Genomic DNA, 18,713 nt, shown 5'->3' with positions numbered 1-18,713 from the left:
TTGTTTGATTTTAAGCTAAATTAAACAAGAAAATTATGTTAGAAAGCCTTTATTTGAAAAATGAACACAATTCGATTACTTCAGGAAATTAATTTTAAAACGGCGTTAAGTGGTGGTCCTGGTGGTCAGCATGTTAATAAAACTGAAACCAAAGTTATTTTAGAATGGGATGTTTTTACGAGTGAAGCGATTTCGGTAGAAGAAAAAGAAAGGCTTCAACATAAGCTAAAAAACAATATTACTAAAGAAGGTGTTTTTCAAATGAATTCTGCCCAAACCCGAAGTCAGCATAAAAATAAAAAATTAGTGATTGAACGCTTTTTACATTTAATTGAAGCTTCACTTCAACAAAAAAAGAAACGAAAACCAACAAAACCTTCTAAGTCTGCTAAGTTGAAACGTTTAAAAAAGAAGAAGCTTCATTCAGAAAAGAAGGTCAATCGGAAGAAACCTTTGCTTTAAATAAAACCACAAAAAAGCACTTGCCTTTTTAAATATAAAAACTAGTTTTGCACTTTCAATCTCAATAAGGGGTGTTTTATATCGAATTTTCGTTGTAAGACTGAGATTATACCCAATGAACCTGGGCAGGTAATGCTGCTAAGGGAAAACTAAAGGCTGTAGCTTTAGATTGTATTACTCCTGTGAACCAAAGTGGTTTTCAGGATTTTTTATTTTAATAACAACCAGAATAATGGCCCCTTTTATTCGTAAAAAAATTTACGAATGAAAACCTTATTTAAACTGGGCTTGCTACTTTTATTTGCCGTACAAGCCAATGCACAAACTTATTTAGTAAACGGTAAAGTTACCGATAAAGCAATTCCGCTTGCCGATGTAAGTGTTCATGCCAAAGGAAGTGCCAAAGGAACCTATACCGATCAAAATGGCAGGTACCAACTTCAACTTTCTCCTGGAAAACATACGCTGGTTTTTGCTTTTGGAAACAAAAAGGAAGTTCGAATTGAACTTTCTGAAAATCTAAACTTAAACGTAGATTTGTCTGATGCTATGGAATCTTTAGAAGAAGTAATGGTGCGCTCTGTTCGGGTAAATGCAGATTCGCCAATTACGCACTCTAACATTGGCAAGGAGGAGATTAAAGAACGAAATTTAGGGCAAGATATTCCTATTTTATTAAATTTTTTACCTTCTGTAGTTTCTACTTCCGATGCAGGAAACGGAGTGGGTTACACAGGTATTCGCGTTCGTGGTAGCGATGCTTCTCGGGTAAATGTTACCTTAAATGGAATACCGTACAACGACCAAGAAAGCCAAGGAACCTTTTGGGTTAATTTGCCAGATTTTGCATCTTCTACCGAAAATATTCAGTTGCAACGTGGAGTCGGAACATCTACCAATGGCTCGGGTGCTTTTGGAGCGAGTTTAAACATTTTGACAGATGGAATTTCAGAAGAAGCTTATGGCGAAATTGGTAATTCTTTTGGTTCATTTAACACTCGACGCCACAACGTGAAATTCAGCACGGGTTTACTACAAGATAAAATTGAAATTTCTGGAAGACTATCAAATATTCAGTCAGATGGATACATCGATCGAGCTTTTTCAGATTTAAAATCCTATTTCTTGCAAGCGGCTTATAAAGATGAAAACACCTTGGTAAAGGCAGTTGTTTTTGGCGGACACAATATTACTTATCAATCTTGGTTTGGTATTGATGCACAAACACTCAGAGAAAATAGAACCTTTAATCCAGCCGGACAATACACCGATGAAAACGGTGAGGCTCAGTTTTACGACAACGAAATTGACGATTATAAACAAGACCATTATCAGTTGCATTGGAACCAAAAATTAGATAAAAATTGGTCGACAAACTTAGGATTAAATTATACTTACGGTCGCGGTTATTTTGAGCAATACCGAGAAGATGCAAGCATGGGTTTTCATGGAATTGAGCCTGTTGAAATTGGCAACGAAACTATTGATGAAACTGATTTGATTCGCAGAAGATGGCTTGATAATGACTATTATGTTGTGAACGGAAACATTAATTATACCGATAATGCTTGGGATGTAACTGCTGGTGGATTTTATAGCTACTATACTAACGAGCATTTTGGTCAAGTAATCTGGGCTAAGTTTGCAGGTAATTCTGAAATTAGAGATGAATATTACCGAGGCAATGGTACTAAAACAGAAGTAACAATTTTTACCAAAGCAACCCATCGAATTAATAACCAATGGAGCGTGTATGGCGATTTGCAAGGAAGATTTATCAATTACAAAACTACAGGATTAACATCCGATTTAGAAAATTTATTAGTAGACCGAGATTTCAATTTTTTTAATCCTAAAGCGGGAGCCACTTTTCAAGCAGATAAAAACAATCAATTGTATGTTTCTTATGGTAAAGCACAGCGCGAACCTAGACGTACTGATTTTGAAGAAGGTATTACCGATGCCGAAAAACTAGACGATTACGAATTGGGCTGGCGTTTTGAAACTCCAAAAGTAAAGGTAAATACCAATTTGTATTATATGGATTATACCGACCAAATGGTGTTAACTGGCCAATTAGACGATGTAGGCGCACCTATTCGAGAAACATCTGGAGAAAGTTACCGATTGGGTATAGAAATCGATGCAGAAATCAAGTTCAATAAGCTATTTAGCACTCGACCTAATTTGGCTTTAAGCAGAAATAAAAACCGAAATTTTTCAGCTGAAATTAATGGAGAATTAGTAAATCTAGGGACTACAAATATTTCCTTTTCACCTGAAATAATTGCTGGAAATATGTTGATGTTTCATCCAACTGAACAACTTCAATTTGGTTTATTAACCAAATATGTAGGTGAACAATATATGGGGAATATAGATTTTGAGTCTTCAAAATTAGATGCCTTTTTCACCAACGATTTAAATATTGTTTATGAATTAAAAAATATTGGTTTTTTTAAATCTATTTTAATTAATGGATTGGTAAACAATATTTTTAATGAAAAATTTGTTTCTAACGGATACTTTTTCACTTTTGACGATGTAAACGAACAAGGACAAACTCAAACCTTTGGTGGTGCAGGTTATTATCCACAAGCGGGAATTAACTTTTTAGTAGGCGCAACCTTTAAATTTTAGCTTGTAATACTAATCTTCGGTAAATTGAAGCGATTTTAAAATCGCTTCAATTTCGAAGATTTGATCTCTCTTGGAGTAGGATGGTCTAAAAACAAAGCCTTCGGCTATAATATAGTGTTGTTTAGCTTCATCTTTAATAGCGTAGGTAAAAAATGGTCCAGCCATAAAAGCTCCTTTTACTTCCCAGGTGCCTTTTACTTCGTATGCTTTTCTTCCTCTAAACTTAATTTCATTAATATAGGGTGCAAAAGCTTCTTCAGTAATCATATGTTGTCCTTCGGACGGTCCAGGAATATGTTTTTTACCGATAGAGTCTCTAATGTTAATTATATTACAAATTACATCTTTATTATTTTCAATAGCATTGATAGGAACTTCGTAAATGGTTAATTCCATACTGCCATTTTTAATGTCCTTTCGCATCCAAACAAAGTTAGATTCTTCTTTTGCGTAGCGATATGCGGTTGGAAACAACAAACTAACACCTAAGTTTTCTTTAAGAGGAGTATCATCTTTTGGAGATTTACTAATTCTTCTAAGTTGTTCGGTTATTTCGGTTTCTTTAAATTCTTTAATAAACAAATTTGCATGTTCGCCAATATAATTTGCAACTTCTATTTTACTGTTACCCGATACTAAAATTCCTGTTTGGGGTCTAGCAAAAGAGTCTTTTAAAAAAACATGTTTAGGTTTGGTTTTGTTAAGTTCAACTTTAAAGAAGGTTCTGTTTTTTCGTGCAAAACCAGAAAAACTTGAAGGAGGAATATGGTTTAAATTAAAAAGCGGTTCTTGTTGTGGTAAGCCATCTACATTTGCAGCAAATACAGAGCGTATTTTTTCGCCCAGCATTCCATTCCAATCTTCGTTTTCAATAATAATATTTAAAGAATTGATATTGCCAGAAGATTCACTAGCTGTTCTTTTTGTATCCGATTTGTTTGTATTACAAGAAATACATATTAAAAAACTTAAAAAAATGAACGATGCAACTAATTTCATACTTTAATTTAATTTAAAGTACAAATGTATCCAATATCGTTCCAAACTATAAAATTTAGAATAAATGTTTTATACGTTTATTTAGTTTTAGTTTTTCTAAATCTTCAGTAGTTACAGGTTTTATAAAGTAATCTACCACATTATTGTATTCAAAAGCATTTTCTTTATCTCTTAAATCAATGGAAGAAGTAACAACTATTACATGTATTTTTTGTTCTAGTTTTAATTTTTTCAATTCATCTAAAAACTCCCAACCACTTACATAAGGCATGTTAATGTCTAAAAAAACAACAACATCTTTAACTTTTTGATGATTTTTAGTGGTTGGCTTAAAATATCCTAAAGCTTTGGATGCATCTTCGTATTTATACGGTTTGTTAGAAAAACCGCTTATTTGCATTATTTTCTCTTGGATAAACAAGACCATTTTATCGTTATCAATAATCATTACATCAAAACTCATATTTGTTAAGTTTAATACTTATACAATTTTACCAGAATTTCAGTCTATTTCTTTTAGCTTTAGTGCTAGTTTGATAACCATAGCCATAGCCGTAATTATATGCGTAAGCTCCTGTATTTTCAACACCATTAAAAACAATGCCTATGTTGTTTAGTTTTTTGCTACTACTTATTTCTCTTACATGGTCCAGTAATTGAATGTCTGTATAATTAGCTCTAATGGTATACAGTGTTATATCGGCATATTTTGAAATAAGTAAGGTGTCGGTTACTAAAATAGTTGGAGCAGTATCTACAATAATATATTCGTAATCTTTTTTTACTTCATTTAAAAACTCTTCAAAACGATTACCTACTAATAACTCTGATGGGTTTGGAGGTATTTCGCCAGAAAGCACAACATCAAGATTAAAATCTGGTAATGGATTTTTAATAATTAATTCGTCTATAGCTGTAGTTTCGTCGTATAAAAACTTACTTAAACCAGCTCTGTCTTTTTTAATTTTTAAGAAATTATGAATTTGTGGGTTTCTTAAGTCTGCTCCTATTAATAAACATTTAGATCGAGTAGTGCTAATAGTTGCTGCAAGATTAATCGATGCAAAAGTTTTTCCTTCGCCCTTCATCGTAGAGGTAACAAAAATAATTTTAGCCCCATTTTTATTTAGCCCCATGAAGTTTAAGTTCGTTCTCAAAATCCGAAAAGATTCAGCTAAAGCATCGCTAGAATTTTTTCGAATTAAAGTATCTTCATTTTTATTTAGTAAAGGTATTTCTCCCGCAATTGGTAAGTTGGGTAGGTAGCTTTTTATCTCTTCTTTGTCATTAATTTTAGTGTTTAGTAAAAATTTAATGTATAAAATACCAAAAGGTAAAATTAACGAAAGTAAAAAACTACCTAATAATACAATTCTAGATTTAGGACTTACAGGAACAGGAGCTGTGTATGCATAATCTACTACTTTTGCAATGTCAGACATCACTGCCGAAGTTAAAGCAGCTTCTTCTCTTTTTTGAAGTAAAAATACGTATAGGCGTTCTTTTACCAGCTGCTGTCTTGTAATTTCGCGTAATCTTTTTTCCTTTTCGGGCAAGCTTGAAATATTAGATTGTGTTGAACGTTCTTTTTGATCTAACCTTCGTTTTGAAATTTCTAAACCACTTTGGTAAGCGTCAACCGTTCTAACTATATTTTGTTTTAGTCTTTTTAATTGTTGGTTTATTTCTTGTATTACCAATGAATTTTCAGTTGAAGAAACCAAGAGTTCTTGCCTTTTTAATACAATTTCGTTATATTTTTCGATAAATGAATTCACTTCTCCATCAGATAAACCAATATTGGCTGGCAGTAACGCATAATTATCCATTTGTTCAATGCGTTGTTGAAGCGCTTCAACCAAGAGTAATTGTGTTGCTATTTTAAAAGCTTCACCTTCTGCAGTAGCATTTTTACTGAATAATTCGGTGACACTACTTTCAACTGTCACTAAGTTGCTTTCTTTTTTAAAATCAACCAAATCGGTTTCTACAGTATCTAATTCTTCGAAAAGAAATTCTAGTCTTTCACTAGCAAACTTTTCAGTTTGTTCTGCAATTTTCTTGTTATCATCTACACCATCTTTATTAAATTGGTAGATTAGATTATTAATAATAGCTTCATTTTGAACTTTATTTTCACCATTCATGCTCACTCTTAAAATCTCACTTCTATCACCTACATTTTCTACATTCACTTTTGAAGTAAGTCTTGTCACGGCATTATCTAAACCAGCATGGCTAAATTTATACACCTTGTTTTCGTCAAGGTTTTCGGTTAAAGAAGCTTCACCTTTAGTTAGTATGCTAAACGAATAATCTTCAAACTCTATTAAATCACCAAATTGAAATGTTCCTTTAAACTCTGACTCAGTTTCAAATAATTTGAACTCATTTTGGTTAATTAATGTAAGTTCAAATTGTGGCGTACTTCTTTTTTGATCAAGATTCCAAGCTACTTGAAAAGGAATTTCATTCCCCCAAAGTAAAAATGTTTTGATAGTTCCTTGCGAGTAAAATTGTGTTTGTAAGCCAAGGTTTTCGATTACATTTTCAGCCAAACGTCTTGATTTTAAAATTTCGGCTTCGTTATCTAGGTTTACTTTGCTTAAATCAATTAAAGGAGAAGATCCTTGAAAGCCACTCATATCAATCCCGCCTTGATCTTTTAAGACTTTAATTTTAGCACTGGTTTGATATACGTTAGGTGTATAACGTAAATAAATAAATGCGCCAGAAACAAAAATAACTGCCGACAATATAAATGCAGGCCAGTAGCGTAAATATTTAATTAAAAGTTTTTTGATGTCTTCTGCATCATTCGATTCCAACTGTGGCGAATTTTGAGATTGATTTTCCATCATAATATTTAACGACTAAGAATTACAACTGTACTCAGTATAATTGAAAAAACTGATATAACTGTCCCTACATTTCCAATAAAACCTGCAGACTTAACGCGTGGATTATTGGGTTCAACATAGATAATATCGTTTTGTTTTACGTAATAAAACGGAGTGTCCATCCAATCGGTTTGAGTAAGATTGATTCGCTTTACAATTCGTTCATCTCCATCGTGACGAATTATAGTTACATTATCTCTTCTTCCGTTAATGGTTAAATCTCCTGCCATACCTAAAGCTTGCGGTAATGTAATGTTTTCTTCTAAAATTTCGTAGGTTCCTGGCATCCTAACTTCGCCTTGAATTGTAAATTTATAATTCAGCAAACTTACCTTAACATTGGGATTTTTAACTTCGTCCTGTACAGCTTCTTTTATAATATTTTGCGCTTCGATAGTGGTTTTACCTTTTAAGTAAATATTCCCTATATGTGGGTATTCAATAAACCCGTCTGCGTCTACAATATAACCAGATAATCGTAAAACTTCAATTTGCTGCGGTCGCATTTGACCATCTCCTCCTTCAAAACTAAAAGGAGCCACAGATTCAGGGTTAAGAGAAGTGAGTTTAATATTCAAGATGTCGTTAACTTGAATTACTTGATGAGAATTAATTTCAGGTAGTGGAGTGAATTTTTTTTCATCGATATCTTGGTAGTAGGCAACATCTTTTCGTAATGCGCAACCTACTAAACTCAAAGCGAGTAGGATTACAAATAATTTTTTCATACAGCAAATATACTTTATTCTATGGAATGCGAAATTTATAGATTTCTTTTTTATGGAATTCTTACTTTTTAATTTGAAAGTTTTCTTTTTCTAGATAATCTTTAATAAATTATACCATTAGCGTTCAACAAAAAAAAACTTATTTCTTTTAGCGATTTTTGTTAAGTCTAATCGAAACACCCGTGTTGAGTTTACAGAACTTACTTAGCTAAACTTCTCGAAGCAAGACTTTTGTCTTTTAACAGACGACAATTTAATTATAAATAAAAAACACTTTTTAGAATGGCTTCTGTACAATTTCTATTTCCTATTTTTGCGCTATGGCAAATAATCAAGATAAATTCAAACAAGTTATAGCCCATGCTAAAGAGTATGGCTATATTTTTTCTTCCAGTGAAATATACGATGGTTTAAGTGCAGTATACGACTATGGTCAAAACGGGGCAGAACTTAAAAAGAATATAAAAGAATATTGGTGGAGAAGCATGGTACAATTGCATGAAGAAATTGTAGGCTTAGATGCGGCAATTTTAATGCATCCTAAAACTTGGAAAGCTTCTGGCCACGTAGATGCTTTTAATGATCCGTTAATTGATAATAAAGATTCTAAAAAACGCTACCGTGCCGATGTGCTAATTGAAGATTATTGCGAAAAATTAGAACAAAAAGCACAAAAGGAAATTACAAAAGCTAAAAAACGTTTTGGCGATGATTTTGATGAAACCCAATTTGTTGCCACCCATCCACGAGTTGTAAAATACCGAGCTCAACAAAAAGAAATTTTACAACGCATGGCCAAATCGCTTGAAGCGGAAAACTTGGTCGATGTAAAAAACTTGATTGAAGAATTAGAGATTGCTTGCCCAGAAAGTGGTTCTAGAAATTGGACAGAAGTAAAGCAATTCAATTTAATGTTTGGTACTAAATTAGGTGCTTCTGCAGATTCTGCATCCGATTTATACCTGCGTCCAGAAACGGCACAAGGTATTTTTGTCAACTTTGCTAATGTGCTAAAAACAGGCCGAATGAAAATTCCTTTTGGAATTGCCCAAATAGGAAAAGCTTTTAGGAATGAAATAGTAGCTCGACAATTTATTTTCCGTCAAAGAGAATTCGAGCAAATGGAAATGCAATATTTTGTGCGTCCAGGAGATGAACTAAAATGGTTTGAATATTGGAAAGAACAACGCCAAAAATGGCATCGATCGCTTGGTTTAGGTGAAGAAAATTACCGTTTTCACGACCATGAAAAATTAGCCCATTATGCCAATGCAGCAACCGATATTGAATTTAATTTTCCTTTTGGATTTAAAGAACTAGAAGGAATACACTCTAGAACCGACTTCGACTTAAAAGCACATGAAAAAATGTCGGGAAAAAAGCTGCAATTTTTCGATCCAGAACTCAATAAAAATTATGTTCCTTTTGTAATTGAAACTTCTATAGGTTTAGATAGAATGTTTTTAGCCGTTTTTGCCACTGCACTTCAGGATGAAGAATTAGCAGATGGTTCTAGCAGAACAGTACTTAAAATTCCTTCGATTTTAGCTCCTGTAAAAGCAGCTGTTTTTCCTTTATTGAAGCGTGATGGATTACCTGAAATTGCTCATGAAATTGTTGACCAATTGAAATGGGATTTCAATGTAGCCTACGACGAAAAAGATGCCGTAGGAAGACGCTACCGCCGTCAAGATGCAGCTGGAACTCCATTTTGCATTACCGTTGACCATGAAACCAAAGAAGATGGCTGCGTAACCATTCGTCATCGCGATAGCATGGAACAAAAACGCGTTAAAATAGAAGAACTCAACTCTATTATTGCTAAAGAAGTGAGTTTTAAAAATTGGATGGGGTAAATCATTAACAATTTGATAATTCCCGCTTATAAAATTAATTAGTAGAATTCGCTAAATTTGAGTTAAGAACTAATTCAAATTTAACTCTTGTGAAAACCCTATTCAAATTTATTGTTATTTCAAGTTGCATCGTAAGCTTTTTGTGTTGTAGTGAAAATCAACATCAAAACAAAAACACTTTAAAAGTAAATGTTGAAGTCATGCACCCGCGTGTTATTTGGACTGAAAAGCCATCTGAACATGCCATTGTTTCTTGGACGAGCAGTGTTTTTGGTACAGATAACTATGTAGTTTTCGGAACTAATAAACAACTAAATAAAAACACTCTTCAATCAAAAAGTCTTAAGGAAGGAAAAATAACCATGCGCTCTATGGATTATGAGGAAGGAGTTCCAGAAGCCTACTACCATCATGCAGAATTAAAGAATTTAAATTCTTCTACAACATACTATTTCAAATTTTGTACAGACAACACTTGTTCTGACATATATTATTTTATAACCGCACCAGAAAAAGATCAGTCTTACTCAATCATTTCTGGAGGCGATTCTCGATTAGGAGGAAAAAAACCTCGTTTTGCAGGAAGAACACCTTTAATTGAAAGACAAAAAATGAATAAAATGATTGCTAAAATGACTGAAGAAGACCCTTCGATTTTGGCATTTGCTCATGGAGGCGATTATTGTACAACTGCAGATTGGCGACATTTATACTATTGGTTTGAAGACCATGAACTCACCATTACCAAAGATAAACGGATTTTACCTTTAATCTTAACTCGAGGAAATCATGAACATGAAATAGGTTTTCTTGAAAACTTCTGGTTGGGTGAAATATCTAATGAACATAGCGATGGTTATTTTTTTATGACCCAGATTACCCCAACATCAGCACTGCTTACACTTAATACTGAAACGAGTATGGCAGGAGATCAATTAGAATTTTTAGAAGAGACCTTAGAAGAACACCGTGCCAAAAATAATTGGATGTTTGTCCAATACCATAAACCTGCCTATCCTGCTGTCAAGGATTTTAACCGAGAAGATTTTTATCACGTAAGAAAATACTGGGTGCCTTTATTTGAAAAACACAAAATAAGTATGGCTCTTGAATCAGACGGGCATTCGCTTAAAAAAACAGCTCCTATTTTAGATGGAAAAATTGACCCTAAGGGTATTATTTACATTGGTGAAGGTGGCTTAGGTGTACCTCAACGAGAACCATTTCCAGAGAGGTGGTTTTTTGATGAGGAAAGCATAGTGGAAGCTAAACATCATTTATGGAAAATTTCAGTTGATGATACCATTGCTAATGTGACTGCCTTTGGAATTGAGCAAGACACATTACACAGCTTTTCTGTAACATCCAAAGTTTTTGAAACCAAAAGTGAAGTGCATGAGTAGCGTCAATTTTTATAAACTCACTACAATTGCAACTATTTTTAAAATCACACTTGTTTTCTATATTCTTGCGTTTTGCTTAAAGCTATATAAGGGAGCAGTTATCAGCTCTGTATTAGTGGTAGAAAATGGATTTAGTGAGCAGTTTTCTTTTTGGATAGAAAAAAGTATTGCCATCCTTTTACTTTTTTGTTTGATTGGGGTGTTTTTTAAATCCACTTACAAACTAAGCTTATGGTTGATTAGTACTTTTCTTGTTTTGTATAGTTTACTGAGTTATGCCAATGGTGGTAAGGCATTTTTAGAATTGTCGCTTATTTCAGCCATTTCTAAATGGTGGCTTCCAATTCTTACTTTGATTAGTATCCACCATTTTTACAACAGGAAGGCAAAATTTAACCGATGGTTTTTACTGTCTATTCAGTTTTCTGTTTTCTTAATTTTTTTATCCCACGGGATAGGTTGCTTCTTAAAAAATGGAGTCTATATTGATTATATTCTTGGGTTTTTTAGAGATTTTTCCGCTATTCCTATGAAGCAAAAAGACGCCGAACAGTTTTTGAACATCATAGGAGTTATCGATGTTGCAGTTGCTGTTTTAGTAATGATAAAGTCATCGAATTACCTCTTGTATTGGCTTATTTTTTGGGGGTTTTTAACTGCCATGCTACGCGTACTTGATGCGAGTATATTAAATTACGTAGAGTTTTTAATTCGTGTGCCCCATTTTACACTCCCTTTAGTTCTTTTACTTATCCGAAATTACAAAAATGAAACTTCAGCTGTTAGCTCTAAAACTTAATCAACTTAAAAAAGTCCTTACCGAAGTAAATCAGTAAGGACTTTTTATTTATTGGGTTGTTTTGTATTATTCTTCTAAACCCAATTTATCTAAATCATAAAAATAAAAGTTCTTTTCATCATTCATAGCAACAAATAGTCCGTTTTTGAATGTGCTATTCAACCGGACAGCAACTACATCGCAACCATCCGTTTGTTTTGTGCTCAGGTTAATTTCTTTTAAAAATTGGTTGGTGGATCTTGAAAATACGTTGAATGTTTCAGCTTGTTGGTTAGATACAACGATAAAACCTTCTTTACCATCTTTAGCTACTATGGCAATACCTTCATTATCCCGTTGAAAGGTTTTTCCGCCAAAAAGCTTTATTTCTTCATTTCCCATAGATGGTTCGGCGTGATACTTTCTAATCCCAAATATTTCATCAGAATAGTAAATGTGCCCGAGCGCATCATCAACGGCAATGGCTTCTATTTCTTTTTTGCCACTGTATCTTCCAAACTTTCTTACTAGAGTTAATGATACTTTTTCGTCTGTAAATTTAACTTTAAATTGATGTAAATAACCTTGCTCAGGACCATTTTTTCTACCTACAATAGCATAAAGAGAACCATCTTTTGGCGATTTAAACAAGCTTATACCCATAGGTAATCTAAATTCTTCTTCAGTTTCATCTTGAAATACAGGAAAGCCACCATTATCAAGTGGTCGCATATCTGGAATAGAAAACAAACGAATTTGTTCGTTCTCTCTCTCTGTAAAAGCCATGATGTCTATATTTGTAGAATCATTCATTTGAATTCCCTGACGTATATCTACATTGTTAGGCCTTTTTAATCCCCTAATGGTTTTTGATTCTATAATTTTACCTTCTAAATCAAAAGCATAAATAGCCCCATCAGTATCTTTGTCGGTTCCAAAAACAATACTTTGATCAGGATTATCATGGTTTATCCAAATGGCTGGATCGTCTGTATCATGTAGAGTATGTTCTGTAATTACATCTGGCTCAACAACAGGCAGTGGCTTGGTGTTACAAGATGAAATAGTTACTGATAGGAAAATAATTAAAGCAATAGTTGAAGTTTTCAGTGACATTTTTTTTTTTTAAATTAAAGATTGCGGTGTTTAATTTCAATTAAAACACCGCAATAGTAATTAAGTTCGCTTAAAATAAATCGTATTTCAGACCGATAGTGAATCTTCTGTTGTAAAACTCTACTTGTTGTGTACGGCTCCTTACCCCTTGGAAGTAGCGTAATGGTTGATTGGTAATATTGGTTAAATCGGCATATAATCTAAGGTTTTTATTAATAGCAAACGTAACATTGAAATCTACAAATAGCTGTTGGTCGTAATAACGGTCTTCAAAGTTATTTCCGCCTAATTCATCTAGATAAGCATCAGAAAAGTTTGCTGAAAGTCTAGCTGTAAACTTTTTATCTCCATAGCCTAATGATGCATTAAACATGTTTGGCGTTGCTCCAGGTAATTCCAAATCACCACGCTCATCTCCGTCTTCATTTCTAATCCCGTTAGCCTGCGAATTTAAATAGGTATAGTTTAAGTAAATTCCGAAATTTTTAGCAAATCCTGGCAAAAAGTCAAGTTGACGTTGAAAAGAAAATTCAGCACCAGTAACAAAAGCATTATCACCGTTTTGTGGTTGGAAAGTTCTGAAACCTGCATTGGGCTCACCGGCAGCTACTTCACCGATTTGTGTATAAATAAAATCGTTTATGCGCTTGTAAAATACTCCACCTGAAAGAATACCTACATTATCAAAATAATGCTCCGCCATCAAGTCAAAGTTCATAGAAGTAGTCGGGTCTAGGTCTGAATTACCTAAAACAATTTCAGAATCTTCAGCAATAACATCTACTGTTGGCACCAAGTCTTCATAGTTAGGTCTTGCCAATGTGTTTGTCCAGGCTAATCTAAATACCGTATTGTCATTCAAATCATATTTAAAATGTACCCCTGGAAGGATGTTGGTATAAGAACTTTCATCGGTTACTTGCCCTATCAATTCTTCTTCATCTATAATCTGGTTTCCTATGGCTGTAACTTTGGTAGATTCTACTCTTAAACCAGCTAAAACACTAAGTTTATCAGAAACTTTTTGGTTGGCCATAACATAACCTGCATACACATCTTCAGACACATTATAATTGGCTCTTAAATACTCATCTGGAATATCTTCTTTATCAAATAAAGACGCATTATTTAAGTTAAGACTGCCTAAAAAATCTGCTGTGACAAAAGAACCTGCTTGGTATTGACTACCTGGTAAATAGTCTGCATCGGTATAATCTCTAGTTGGTACATCTGCCAATGTAGAAAAAGCCTGAGGATTTCCATCTGTAGGTTCAAATTCAAAAAAGTTATTGTCTCTAAACTTCTCTTTTAGTCTTAAACGACCACCAAATTTAAACGTTCCATCTCCGTGCCCAAACCAATCTTGAGGCAAGGTGAAATTTACAAATGCGTTTACATCTTCTTCTTCGGTATATTGATTTTCTTCTGAAATTGAGTTCAGATTAAATTGGTCTAAAGTAACTTGGTTAGGATTGGTTGGTCTAAAAGATGGAAATTCTGGATCTGAAAAATCACCAGCCAAATCAATATTACTTCCAGTTCTGTATGATGTATACCGTTCATTCAGTCGCTCTTCTGATGCTTTGGCAAGTGAGGTAATCCAATCCATTTGAAGGTTACCAAATAAATGCTCCCCAGACAATGTAAAGTTATACATTCGTTGGTCTTCTAGTCTTCTATTTTGGCTTCTATCATTATCAATACCACCTTTGGTTTGACGACGCAGTCTTCCTGTATAACCGCTTACGTTTTCGGTTCCTGATTCAAAAACAGGTTCAATATTATCATACCTTAATCTAAATCTATTCTCTCTATCATCTCTCCAGTTATACATTGATTTAAAGAATATTTTATTATTGGCATTAAATGCATAATCAAAGTTGGCTGAAAAGCTTCTTCGGATACGTTCTACCAAATAAACACGTATGTCGCTCTCTTCTAAATAAGGATTAACGGTAATATCTTCCCCTGTAATTGGGCTTTCAGCTTCATTAACCCAAACGCCTTCTACATTATCAGACCCAAAATCATTGTCGTTGATTGATGCCGATACCATCCAACCAAATTTTTTATTTTTAGAACGGTCTCCTAAAATAAATGATCCCGTCAAAATTCGTTTATTGGTCAAAAAGTTAATACCTGAACCAGCAGTTGCAGATAACCTGAAACTTTGTGGTGAAGATCGAGTTACTAAATTTACAGAACCACCAAGAGCATCCCCATCCATATCTGGAGTAACGGCCTTATTAACTTCTATAGTTTGAATCATGTCGGATGGAATTAAGTCCATCTGTACATTTCGGTTATCACCTTCAGCAGAAGGAATTCTACTACCATTTAAGGTAACACTGTTCAATTGTGGTGCTAAACCTCTTATAATGATGTCTCTGGATTCACCTTGGTCAACCTGCATCGTTATACCTGGAATTCTTCGCATAGCATCTCCAATATTAGCATCAGGAAATTTTCCGATTTGATCTGTTGAAACAATATTGGTAACATTTATTTTATTTCTTTGTGTATTCAACGCTTTGGCTTGGCTGTTTAACGAATATCCAGTTACAGTAACAGCATCCAACTGATCGGCATTTTCGGTTAATACTAAATTGGAAATTATGGTTTTATTTGCTTCTATAGTTACATTTGTTTTTACGTCTTTAAATCCCAAATATTGAATAGTCAGTTCATGTGTTCCTTCTTCTACATTGTATATAACATATTCACCATTTACATCTGTAATTGCTCCTTTATTTAAAGAGGCTAAAAACACATTTGCTCCAGGTACAAAAAGTCCTGATTCATCGGTAACTACACCTTTTAAATTTCCCGTTTGGGAATAAGACAATCCAACATTAATTAATAAAAATAAGAATAATAATTTTGCTTTCATCGTATTGTTTTTTGATTCAAAACAAAACTAGTCACACACTTTATTTCTGAAATTAAACTAAGGTTAACCTTCCTTTCATTTAGTATTAACAAATTATCACAAATCACTCAAATTGTTAATATAAAGTTAGCTTATCTTAAATTAATTTATTTTTCGTGTTTTTTTCTTAAATAATTATTGATATTAATATTTTTTTGTATTACCGTTGACCATGAAACCAAAGAAGATGGCTGCGTAACCATTCGTCATCGCGATAGCATGGAACAAAAACGCATTAAAATAGAAGAACTCAACTCTATTATTGCTAAAGAAGTGAGTTTTAAAAATTGTATGGGGTAAGCATAAATGCGAAGTTTTAAACTTCGCTTAGCCTAATTAGCATAACTTCGTTTGAAATATTGCAAACCAGGAATTAAAACCCTAAAATTAGTTTTGCGATCGTAAAAAAGATCAACAAACCAAAAATATCGTTACTTGTAGTAATAAATGGTCCGGTAGCTAAAGCAGGATCTATTTTGTATTTGTCTAACACAATTGGCACGAAAGTACCGATAAATGAAGCGATTAAAATTACACTTATTAACGAAACGGAAACCGTTAAACCGATAATGTACTCATGACCTAATAAAAAGTGTGAACCTAAAAATAGTATAACCGCTAAGATTAATCCATTTAATAAGCTCAAGCCCAATTCTTTAAATAGGCGCTGAAAAACCGAACCACTTAGCGTTCCATTGGCAAGCCCTTGTACTATAATTGCTGAAGATTGTACACCCACATTTCCTGCCATAGCAGCAATTAACGGTGTAAAAAAGAAAAGCACACCAAATTTGTCCATTGCGGGTTCAAATGTTTCAGCTACTTTTACAGCAATAAAACCGCCTAGTAATGCTAAAATTAGCCAAGGTAACCGTGCTCGAATCATTTGTGGAATACTTGCACTGGTGTCGATATCTTCAGAAATACCAGCAGCCATTTGGTAATCTTTATCGGCTTCTTCTCTTACAAAATCTAAGATGTCATCAATAGTAATTCTCCCTACTAATCGGTTCATTTCGTCCACCACAGGAATGGCTTCTAAATCGTATTTCTGCATTACTCTGGCCACTTCTTCGCCTTCGGTATGTACATTTACATAATCAACCTTGTCTATGTATACATCTTCAATATGTGCATCGCTGGGTGCGGTTATTAAATCTTTTAAAGAAAGTCTTCCTTTTAGTTTGCCTTTATTGTCTACCACATAAATAGAATGCACGCGCGTAACATTTTCAGCTTGCGCTCGCATTTCGGTCATACAGCCCGTTACACTCCAGTTTTCATTAACTTTTATCAGTTCTTTTGCCATTAATCCACCAGCAGAATCTTCATCATAGCGCAACAATTCTTTAATATCCTTGGCAAGTTGCTCATCGTCTAAGTTTTCAATAACCTGCTCCTTAACTTCTTCGGTTAATTCAGCAATAATATCGGCTGCATCATCGGTGTCCATTTCCCGAATTTCATCGGCAATTTCCTTGGCGTTTAAGTTGCTTAAAATTTTCTCCCGATCATTTTCATCCAGCTCCATTAAAACTTCAGCAGTTTTATCGCTGTCTAAAAGTTTGATAATGTAAGTGGCTTCATCTAAGTTGAGCTCATCGAGAATTTCAGCAATATCGGCATGGTGCAAATCTTCAAAATGCAAGAGTAGTTCTTGATTGTTTTTTTCTTCAATCAAAAACTCAATTTTCTCGATTAATTCTTTAGTGAGTTCAAATGGCATCGGCTTCAATTTTTTGCGTTAAGCTAACAAATTCGCTTACCGAAAGCTGTTCTGGTCGCTGCGCAAAGATAGCATCTTCTTTTAATTCAACCGATAAATCGAATTTTTTTAAACTGTTGCGCAAGGTTTTTCTACGTTGGTTAAAAGCAGTTTTTACCACATCTTTAAACATTTTTTCATCGCAGGCTAAATTAAAATTCGCTTTGCGCTTTAGTCGTAAAACTCCACTATCTACTTTTGGCGGCGGATTAAAAGCTCCTGGTTTTACCGTAAATAAATATTCAGCTTCGTAATAAGCTTGACTTAAAACCGACAAAATTCCGTAAACTTTACTTCCTGGTCCAGCACAAATTCGCTGCGCTACTTCTTTTTGAAACATGCCCGAAAATTCGGGGACAAAGTTTCTCAATTCTAACATTTTAAAAACAATTTGCGATGAAATGTTATACGGATAATTTCCAATAATTGCAAATTGCTCATTACCCAAGGCTGTAAGCACATCCATTTTTAAAAAATCGGCTTCTTTTACTTCAAAATTATCAGGAGTAATTTCTGCTTCATGTGCATCTTTAAAAGTAGAATTGAGATATGCAATCGAATCACGATCCACGTCTACAGCAACTACACATTTGTGTTTTCTGATTAAAAACTGTGTAAGCACACCCATTCCGGGGCCGATTTCTAAAACGGTCTCGTAGGATTTTTCGGTAAGAGTTTCCGCAATCTTTTGAGCAATGTTTACATCCTTTAAAAAATGTTGACCAAGGTGTTTTTTAGCTCGCACATTTTCTTCAGATTTTTCCGATTTATGGTATTTTTTAAAAGGTTTATTCATGTTGCTCGTATATAACTTTTAAAGTAGTTCTAAAAGCAACAAATTTGCCTTCAAATTTTTTGCTTTGGTTTCTTAATTTTTCTGCATCTTCTTGGTAATAGGCTTCCAGAGTTTTTTTATTAGCCGTTGTGTATTGTACCGAATAAGTTATTCCGCCCATAGGTTCTTCAACATCTACACGTGTCATTAAAGCTTTACTGAACTTCCCCGTATTCAACATAGCAGGAATGTGTGTATCTCGCATCCAATTTAACCATTTTTGCTCTACATCTTCTTGAATGTTGATTGTTACATTGTAAATATACATAGTGATTTATATTTTGGGCGCAACCCCGATGAAA

The 18,713-nt window shown here is 33.8% G+C and carries 14 protein-coding genes and 1 pseudogene; 6 read left to right on the top strand and 9 right to left on the bottom strand.

Features of this window, described 5'->3' with window-relative positions; all coding sequences use genetic code 11:
• Positions 1 to 60: 60 nt before the first annotated feature.
• Together arfB and IEV63_RS01070 are read left to right on the top strand one after the other, a co-directional pair.
• On the top strand, positions 61 to 462 hold the full coding sequence (gene arfB, locus IEV63_RS01075; RefSeq protein WP_188404901.1) for an alternative ribosome rescue aminoacyl-tRNA hydrolase ArfB: 402 nt from the start codon (positions 61 to 63) through the stop codon (positions 460 to 462).
• A 264-nt stretch (positions 463 to 726) separates the two neighbouring features.
• Positions 727 to 3,102 carry a TonB-dependent receptor gene (locus tag IEV63_RS01070; protein WP_188404900.1) on the top strand — a complete coding sequence of 792 codons (2,376 nt, stop codon included), beginning with the start codon at positions 727 to 729 and terminating at the stop codon, positions 3,100 to 3,102.
• 9 nt (positions 3,103 to 3,111) lie between these two features.
• On the opposite strand, the gene IEV63_RS01065 is transcribed toward IEV63_RS01070, so the two are convergent.
• The 4 genes from IEV63_RS01065 to IEV63_RS01050 are packed head-to-tail and all read right to left on the bottom strand — an operon-like array spanning position 3,112 to position 7,729.
• A complete protein-coding gene (locus IEV63_RS01065; protein ID WP_188404899.1) occupies positions 3,112 to 4,101 on the bottom strand; it encodes a DUF4837 family protein in 990 nt (329 codons plus the stop codon).
• Between the two features lie 55 nt (positions 4,102 to 4,156).
• Positions 4,157 to 4,564, bottom strand: a complete 408-nt coding sequence (locus IEV63_RS01060) for a response regulator (protein ID WP_188404898.1) — start codon at positions 4,562 to 4,564, stop codon at positions 4,157 to 4,159.
• Positions 4,565 to 4,592: 28 nt separating this feature from the next.
• Positions 4,593 to 6,962: a GumC family protein gene (locus IEV63_RS01055; protein WP_188404897.1), complete on the bottom strand. Its 2,370-nt coding sequence runs from the start codon at positions 6,960 to 6,962 to the stop codon at positions 4,593 to 4,595.
• 5 nt (positions 6,963 to 6,967) lie between these two features.
• Complete coding sequence (locus IEV63_RS01050; protein WP_188404896.1) at positions 6,968 to 7,729, bottom strand: polysaccharide biosynthesis/export family protein; 762 nt, start codon at positions 7,727 to 7,729, stop codon at positions 6,968 to 6,970.
• A 320-nt stretch (positions 7,730 to 8,049) separates the two neighbouring features.
• On the opposite strand from IEV63_RS01050, the gene IEV63_RS01045 reads away from it, so the two are divergent.
• From IEV63_RS01045 to IEV63_RS01035, 3 genes are all read left to right on the top strand, one after another.
• Entirely contained in the window at positions 8,050 to 9,585 is a 1,536-nt protein-coding gene (locus tag IEV63_RS01045) for a glycine--tRNA ligase (protein WP_188404895.1), read from the top strand.
• A gap of 89 nt (positions 9,586 to 9,674) precedes the next feature.
• Positions 9,675 to 10,988 (top strand): fibronectin type III domain-containing protein, encoded by a 1,314-nt coding sequence (locus IEV63_RS01040; RefSeq protein WP_188404894.1) that lies wholly within the window; start codon positions 9,675 to 9,677, stop codon positions 10,986 to 10,988.
• Positions 10,981 to 11,787 (top strand): hypothetical protein, encoded by an 807-nt coding sequence (locus IEV63_RS01035; RefSeq protein ID WP_188404893.1) that lies wholly within the window; start codon positions 10,981 to 10,983, stop codon positions 11,785 to 11,787. Before IEV63_RS01040 ends, IEV63_RS01035 begins: the two co-directional genes overlap by 8 nt.
• Before the next feature lie 66 nt (positions 11,788 to 11,853).
• Here the strand turns inward: IEV63_RS01035 and IEV63_RS01030 are convergent, their stop codons facing one another.
• Together IEV63_RS01030 and IEV63_RS01025 are read right to left on the bottom strand one after the other, a co-directional pair.
• Positions 11,854 to 12,882, bottom strand: coding sequence for a phytase (locus IEV63_RS01030; protein ID WP_188404892.1), 1,029 nt, complete (start codon positions 12,880 to 12,882; stop codon positions 11,854 to 11,856).
• Positions 12,883 to 12,952: 70 nt separating this feature from the next.
• Complete coding sequence (locus IEV63_RS01025) at positions 12,953 to 15,772, bottom strand: TonB-dependent receptor (protein ID WP_188404891.1); 2,820 nt, start codon at positions 15,770 to 15,772, stop codon at positions 12,953 to 12,955.
• A gap of 192 nt (positions 15,773 to 15,964) precedes the next feature.
• Here IEV63_RS01025 and IEV63_RS01020 point away from each other — a divergent pair.
• A pseudogene (locus tag IEV63_RS01020) lies at positions 15,965 to 16,111 on the top strand (His/Gly/Thr/Pro-type tRNA ligase C-terminal domain-containing protein); the annotation flags it as partial.
• A 73-nt stretch (positions 16,112 to 16,184) separates the two neighbouring features.
• On the opposite strand, the gene mgtE reads toward IEV63_RS01020, so the two are convergent.
• From mgtE to IEV63_RS01005, 3 genes are read right to left on the bottom strand one after another with little or no spacing between them, the layout of a single operon-like run.
• Positions 16,185 to 17,537, bottom strand: a complete 1,353-nt coding sequence (gene mgtE, locus IEV63_RS01015; RefSeq protein ID WP_188404889.1) for a magnesium transporter — start codon at positions 17,535 to 17,537, stop codon at positions 16,185 to 16,187.
• The gene (rsmA, locus tag IEV63_RS01010) at positions 17,527 to 18,372 is read right to left on the bottom strand and encodes a 16S rRNA (adenine(1518)-N(6)/adenine(1519)-N(6))-dimethyltransferase RsmA (RefSeq protein WP_188404888.1); all 846 of its coding nucleotides are present in this window, start codon (positions 18,370 to 18,372) and stop codon (positions 17,527 to 17,529) included. Before rsmA ends, mgtE begins: the two co-directional genes overlap by 11 nt.
• Entirely contained in the window at positions 18,365 to 18,679 is a 315-nt protein-coding gene (locus tag IEV63_RS01005; protein WP_188404887.1) for a DUF4286 family protein, read from the bottom strand. The genes rsmA and IEV63_RS01005 overlap by 8 nt, the downstream gene beginning before the upstream one ends.
• Between the last annotated feature and the right edge of the window lie 34 nt (positions 18,680 to 18,713).

Source organism: Psychroflexus salis (genome assembly GCF_014640175.1).
GTDB lineage: Bacteria > Bacteroidota > Bacteroidia > Flavobacteriales > Flavobacteriaceae > Psychroflexus > Psychroflexus salis.
Note: the sequence above shows the minus strand (reverse complement) of the source record. Positions and strands in the feature narration are given on the sequence as shown.

Excerpts from the sequence above, each read along its gene's own strand:
- IEV63_RS01045 (WP_188404895.1), top strand. The coding sequence starts at position 8,050 with ATGGCAAATAATCAAGATAAATTCAAACAAGTTATAGCCCATGCTAAA.
- IEV63_RS01050 (WP_188404896.1), bottom strand. The coding sequence starts at position 7,729 with ATGAAAAAATTATTTGTAATCCTACTCGCTTTGAGTTTAGTAGGTTGC.
- IEV63_RS01065 (WP_188404899.1), bottom strand. The coding sequence starts at position 4,101 with ATGAAATTAGTTGCATCGTTCATTTTTTTAAGTTTTTTAATATGTATT.
- IEV63_RS01030 (WP_188404892.1), bottom strand. The coding sequence starts at position 12,882 with ATGTCACTGAAAACTTCAACTATTGCTTTAATTATTTTCCTATCAGTA.
- rsmA (WP_188404888.1), bottom strand. The coding sequence starts at position 18,372 with ATGAATAAACCTTTTAAAAAATACCATAAATCGGAAAAATCTGAAGAA.
- IEV63_RS01070 (WP_188404900.1), top strand. The coding sequence starts at position 727 with ATGAAAACCTTATTTAAACTGGGCTTGCTACTTTTATTTGCCGTACAA.
- arfB (WP_188404901.1), top strand. The coding sequence starts at position 61 with ATGAACACAATTCGATTACTTCAGGAAATTAATTTTAAAACGGCGTTA.
- IEV63_RS01025 (WP_188404891.1), bottom strand. The coding sequence starts at position 15,772 with ATGAAAGCAAAATTATTATTCTTATTTTTATTAATTAATGTTGGATTG.
- mgtE (WP_188404889.1), bottom strand. The coding sequence starts at position 17,537 with ATGCCATTTGAACTCACTAAAGAATTAATCGAGAAAATTGAGTTTTTG.
- IEV63_RS01005 (WP_188404887.1), bottom strand. The coding sequence starts at position 18,679 with ATGTATATTTACAATGTAACAATCAACATTCAAGAAGATGTAGAGCAA.
- IEV63_RS01035 (WP_188404893.1), top strand. The coding sequence starts at position 10,981 with ATGAGTAGCGTCAATTTTTATAAACTCACTACAATTGCAACTATTTTT.
- IEV63_RS01060 (WP_188404898.1), bottom strand. The coding sequence starts at position 4,564 with ATGAGTTTTGATGTAATGATTATTGATAACGATAAAATGGTCTTGTTT.
- IEV63_RS01055 (WP_188404897.1), bottom strand. The coding sequence starts at position 6,962 with ATGATGGAAAATCAATCTCAAAATTCGCCACAGTTGGAATCGAATGAT.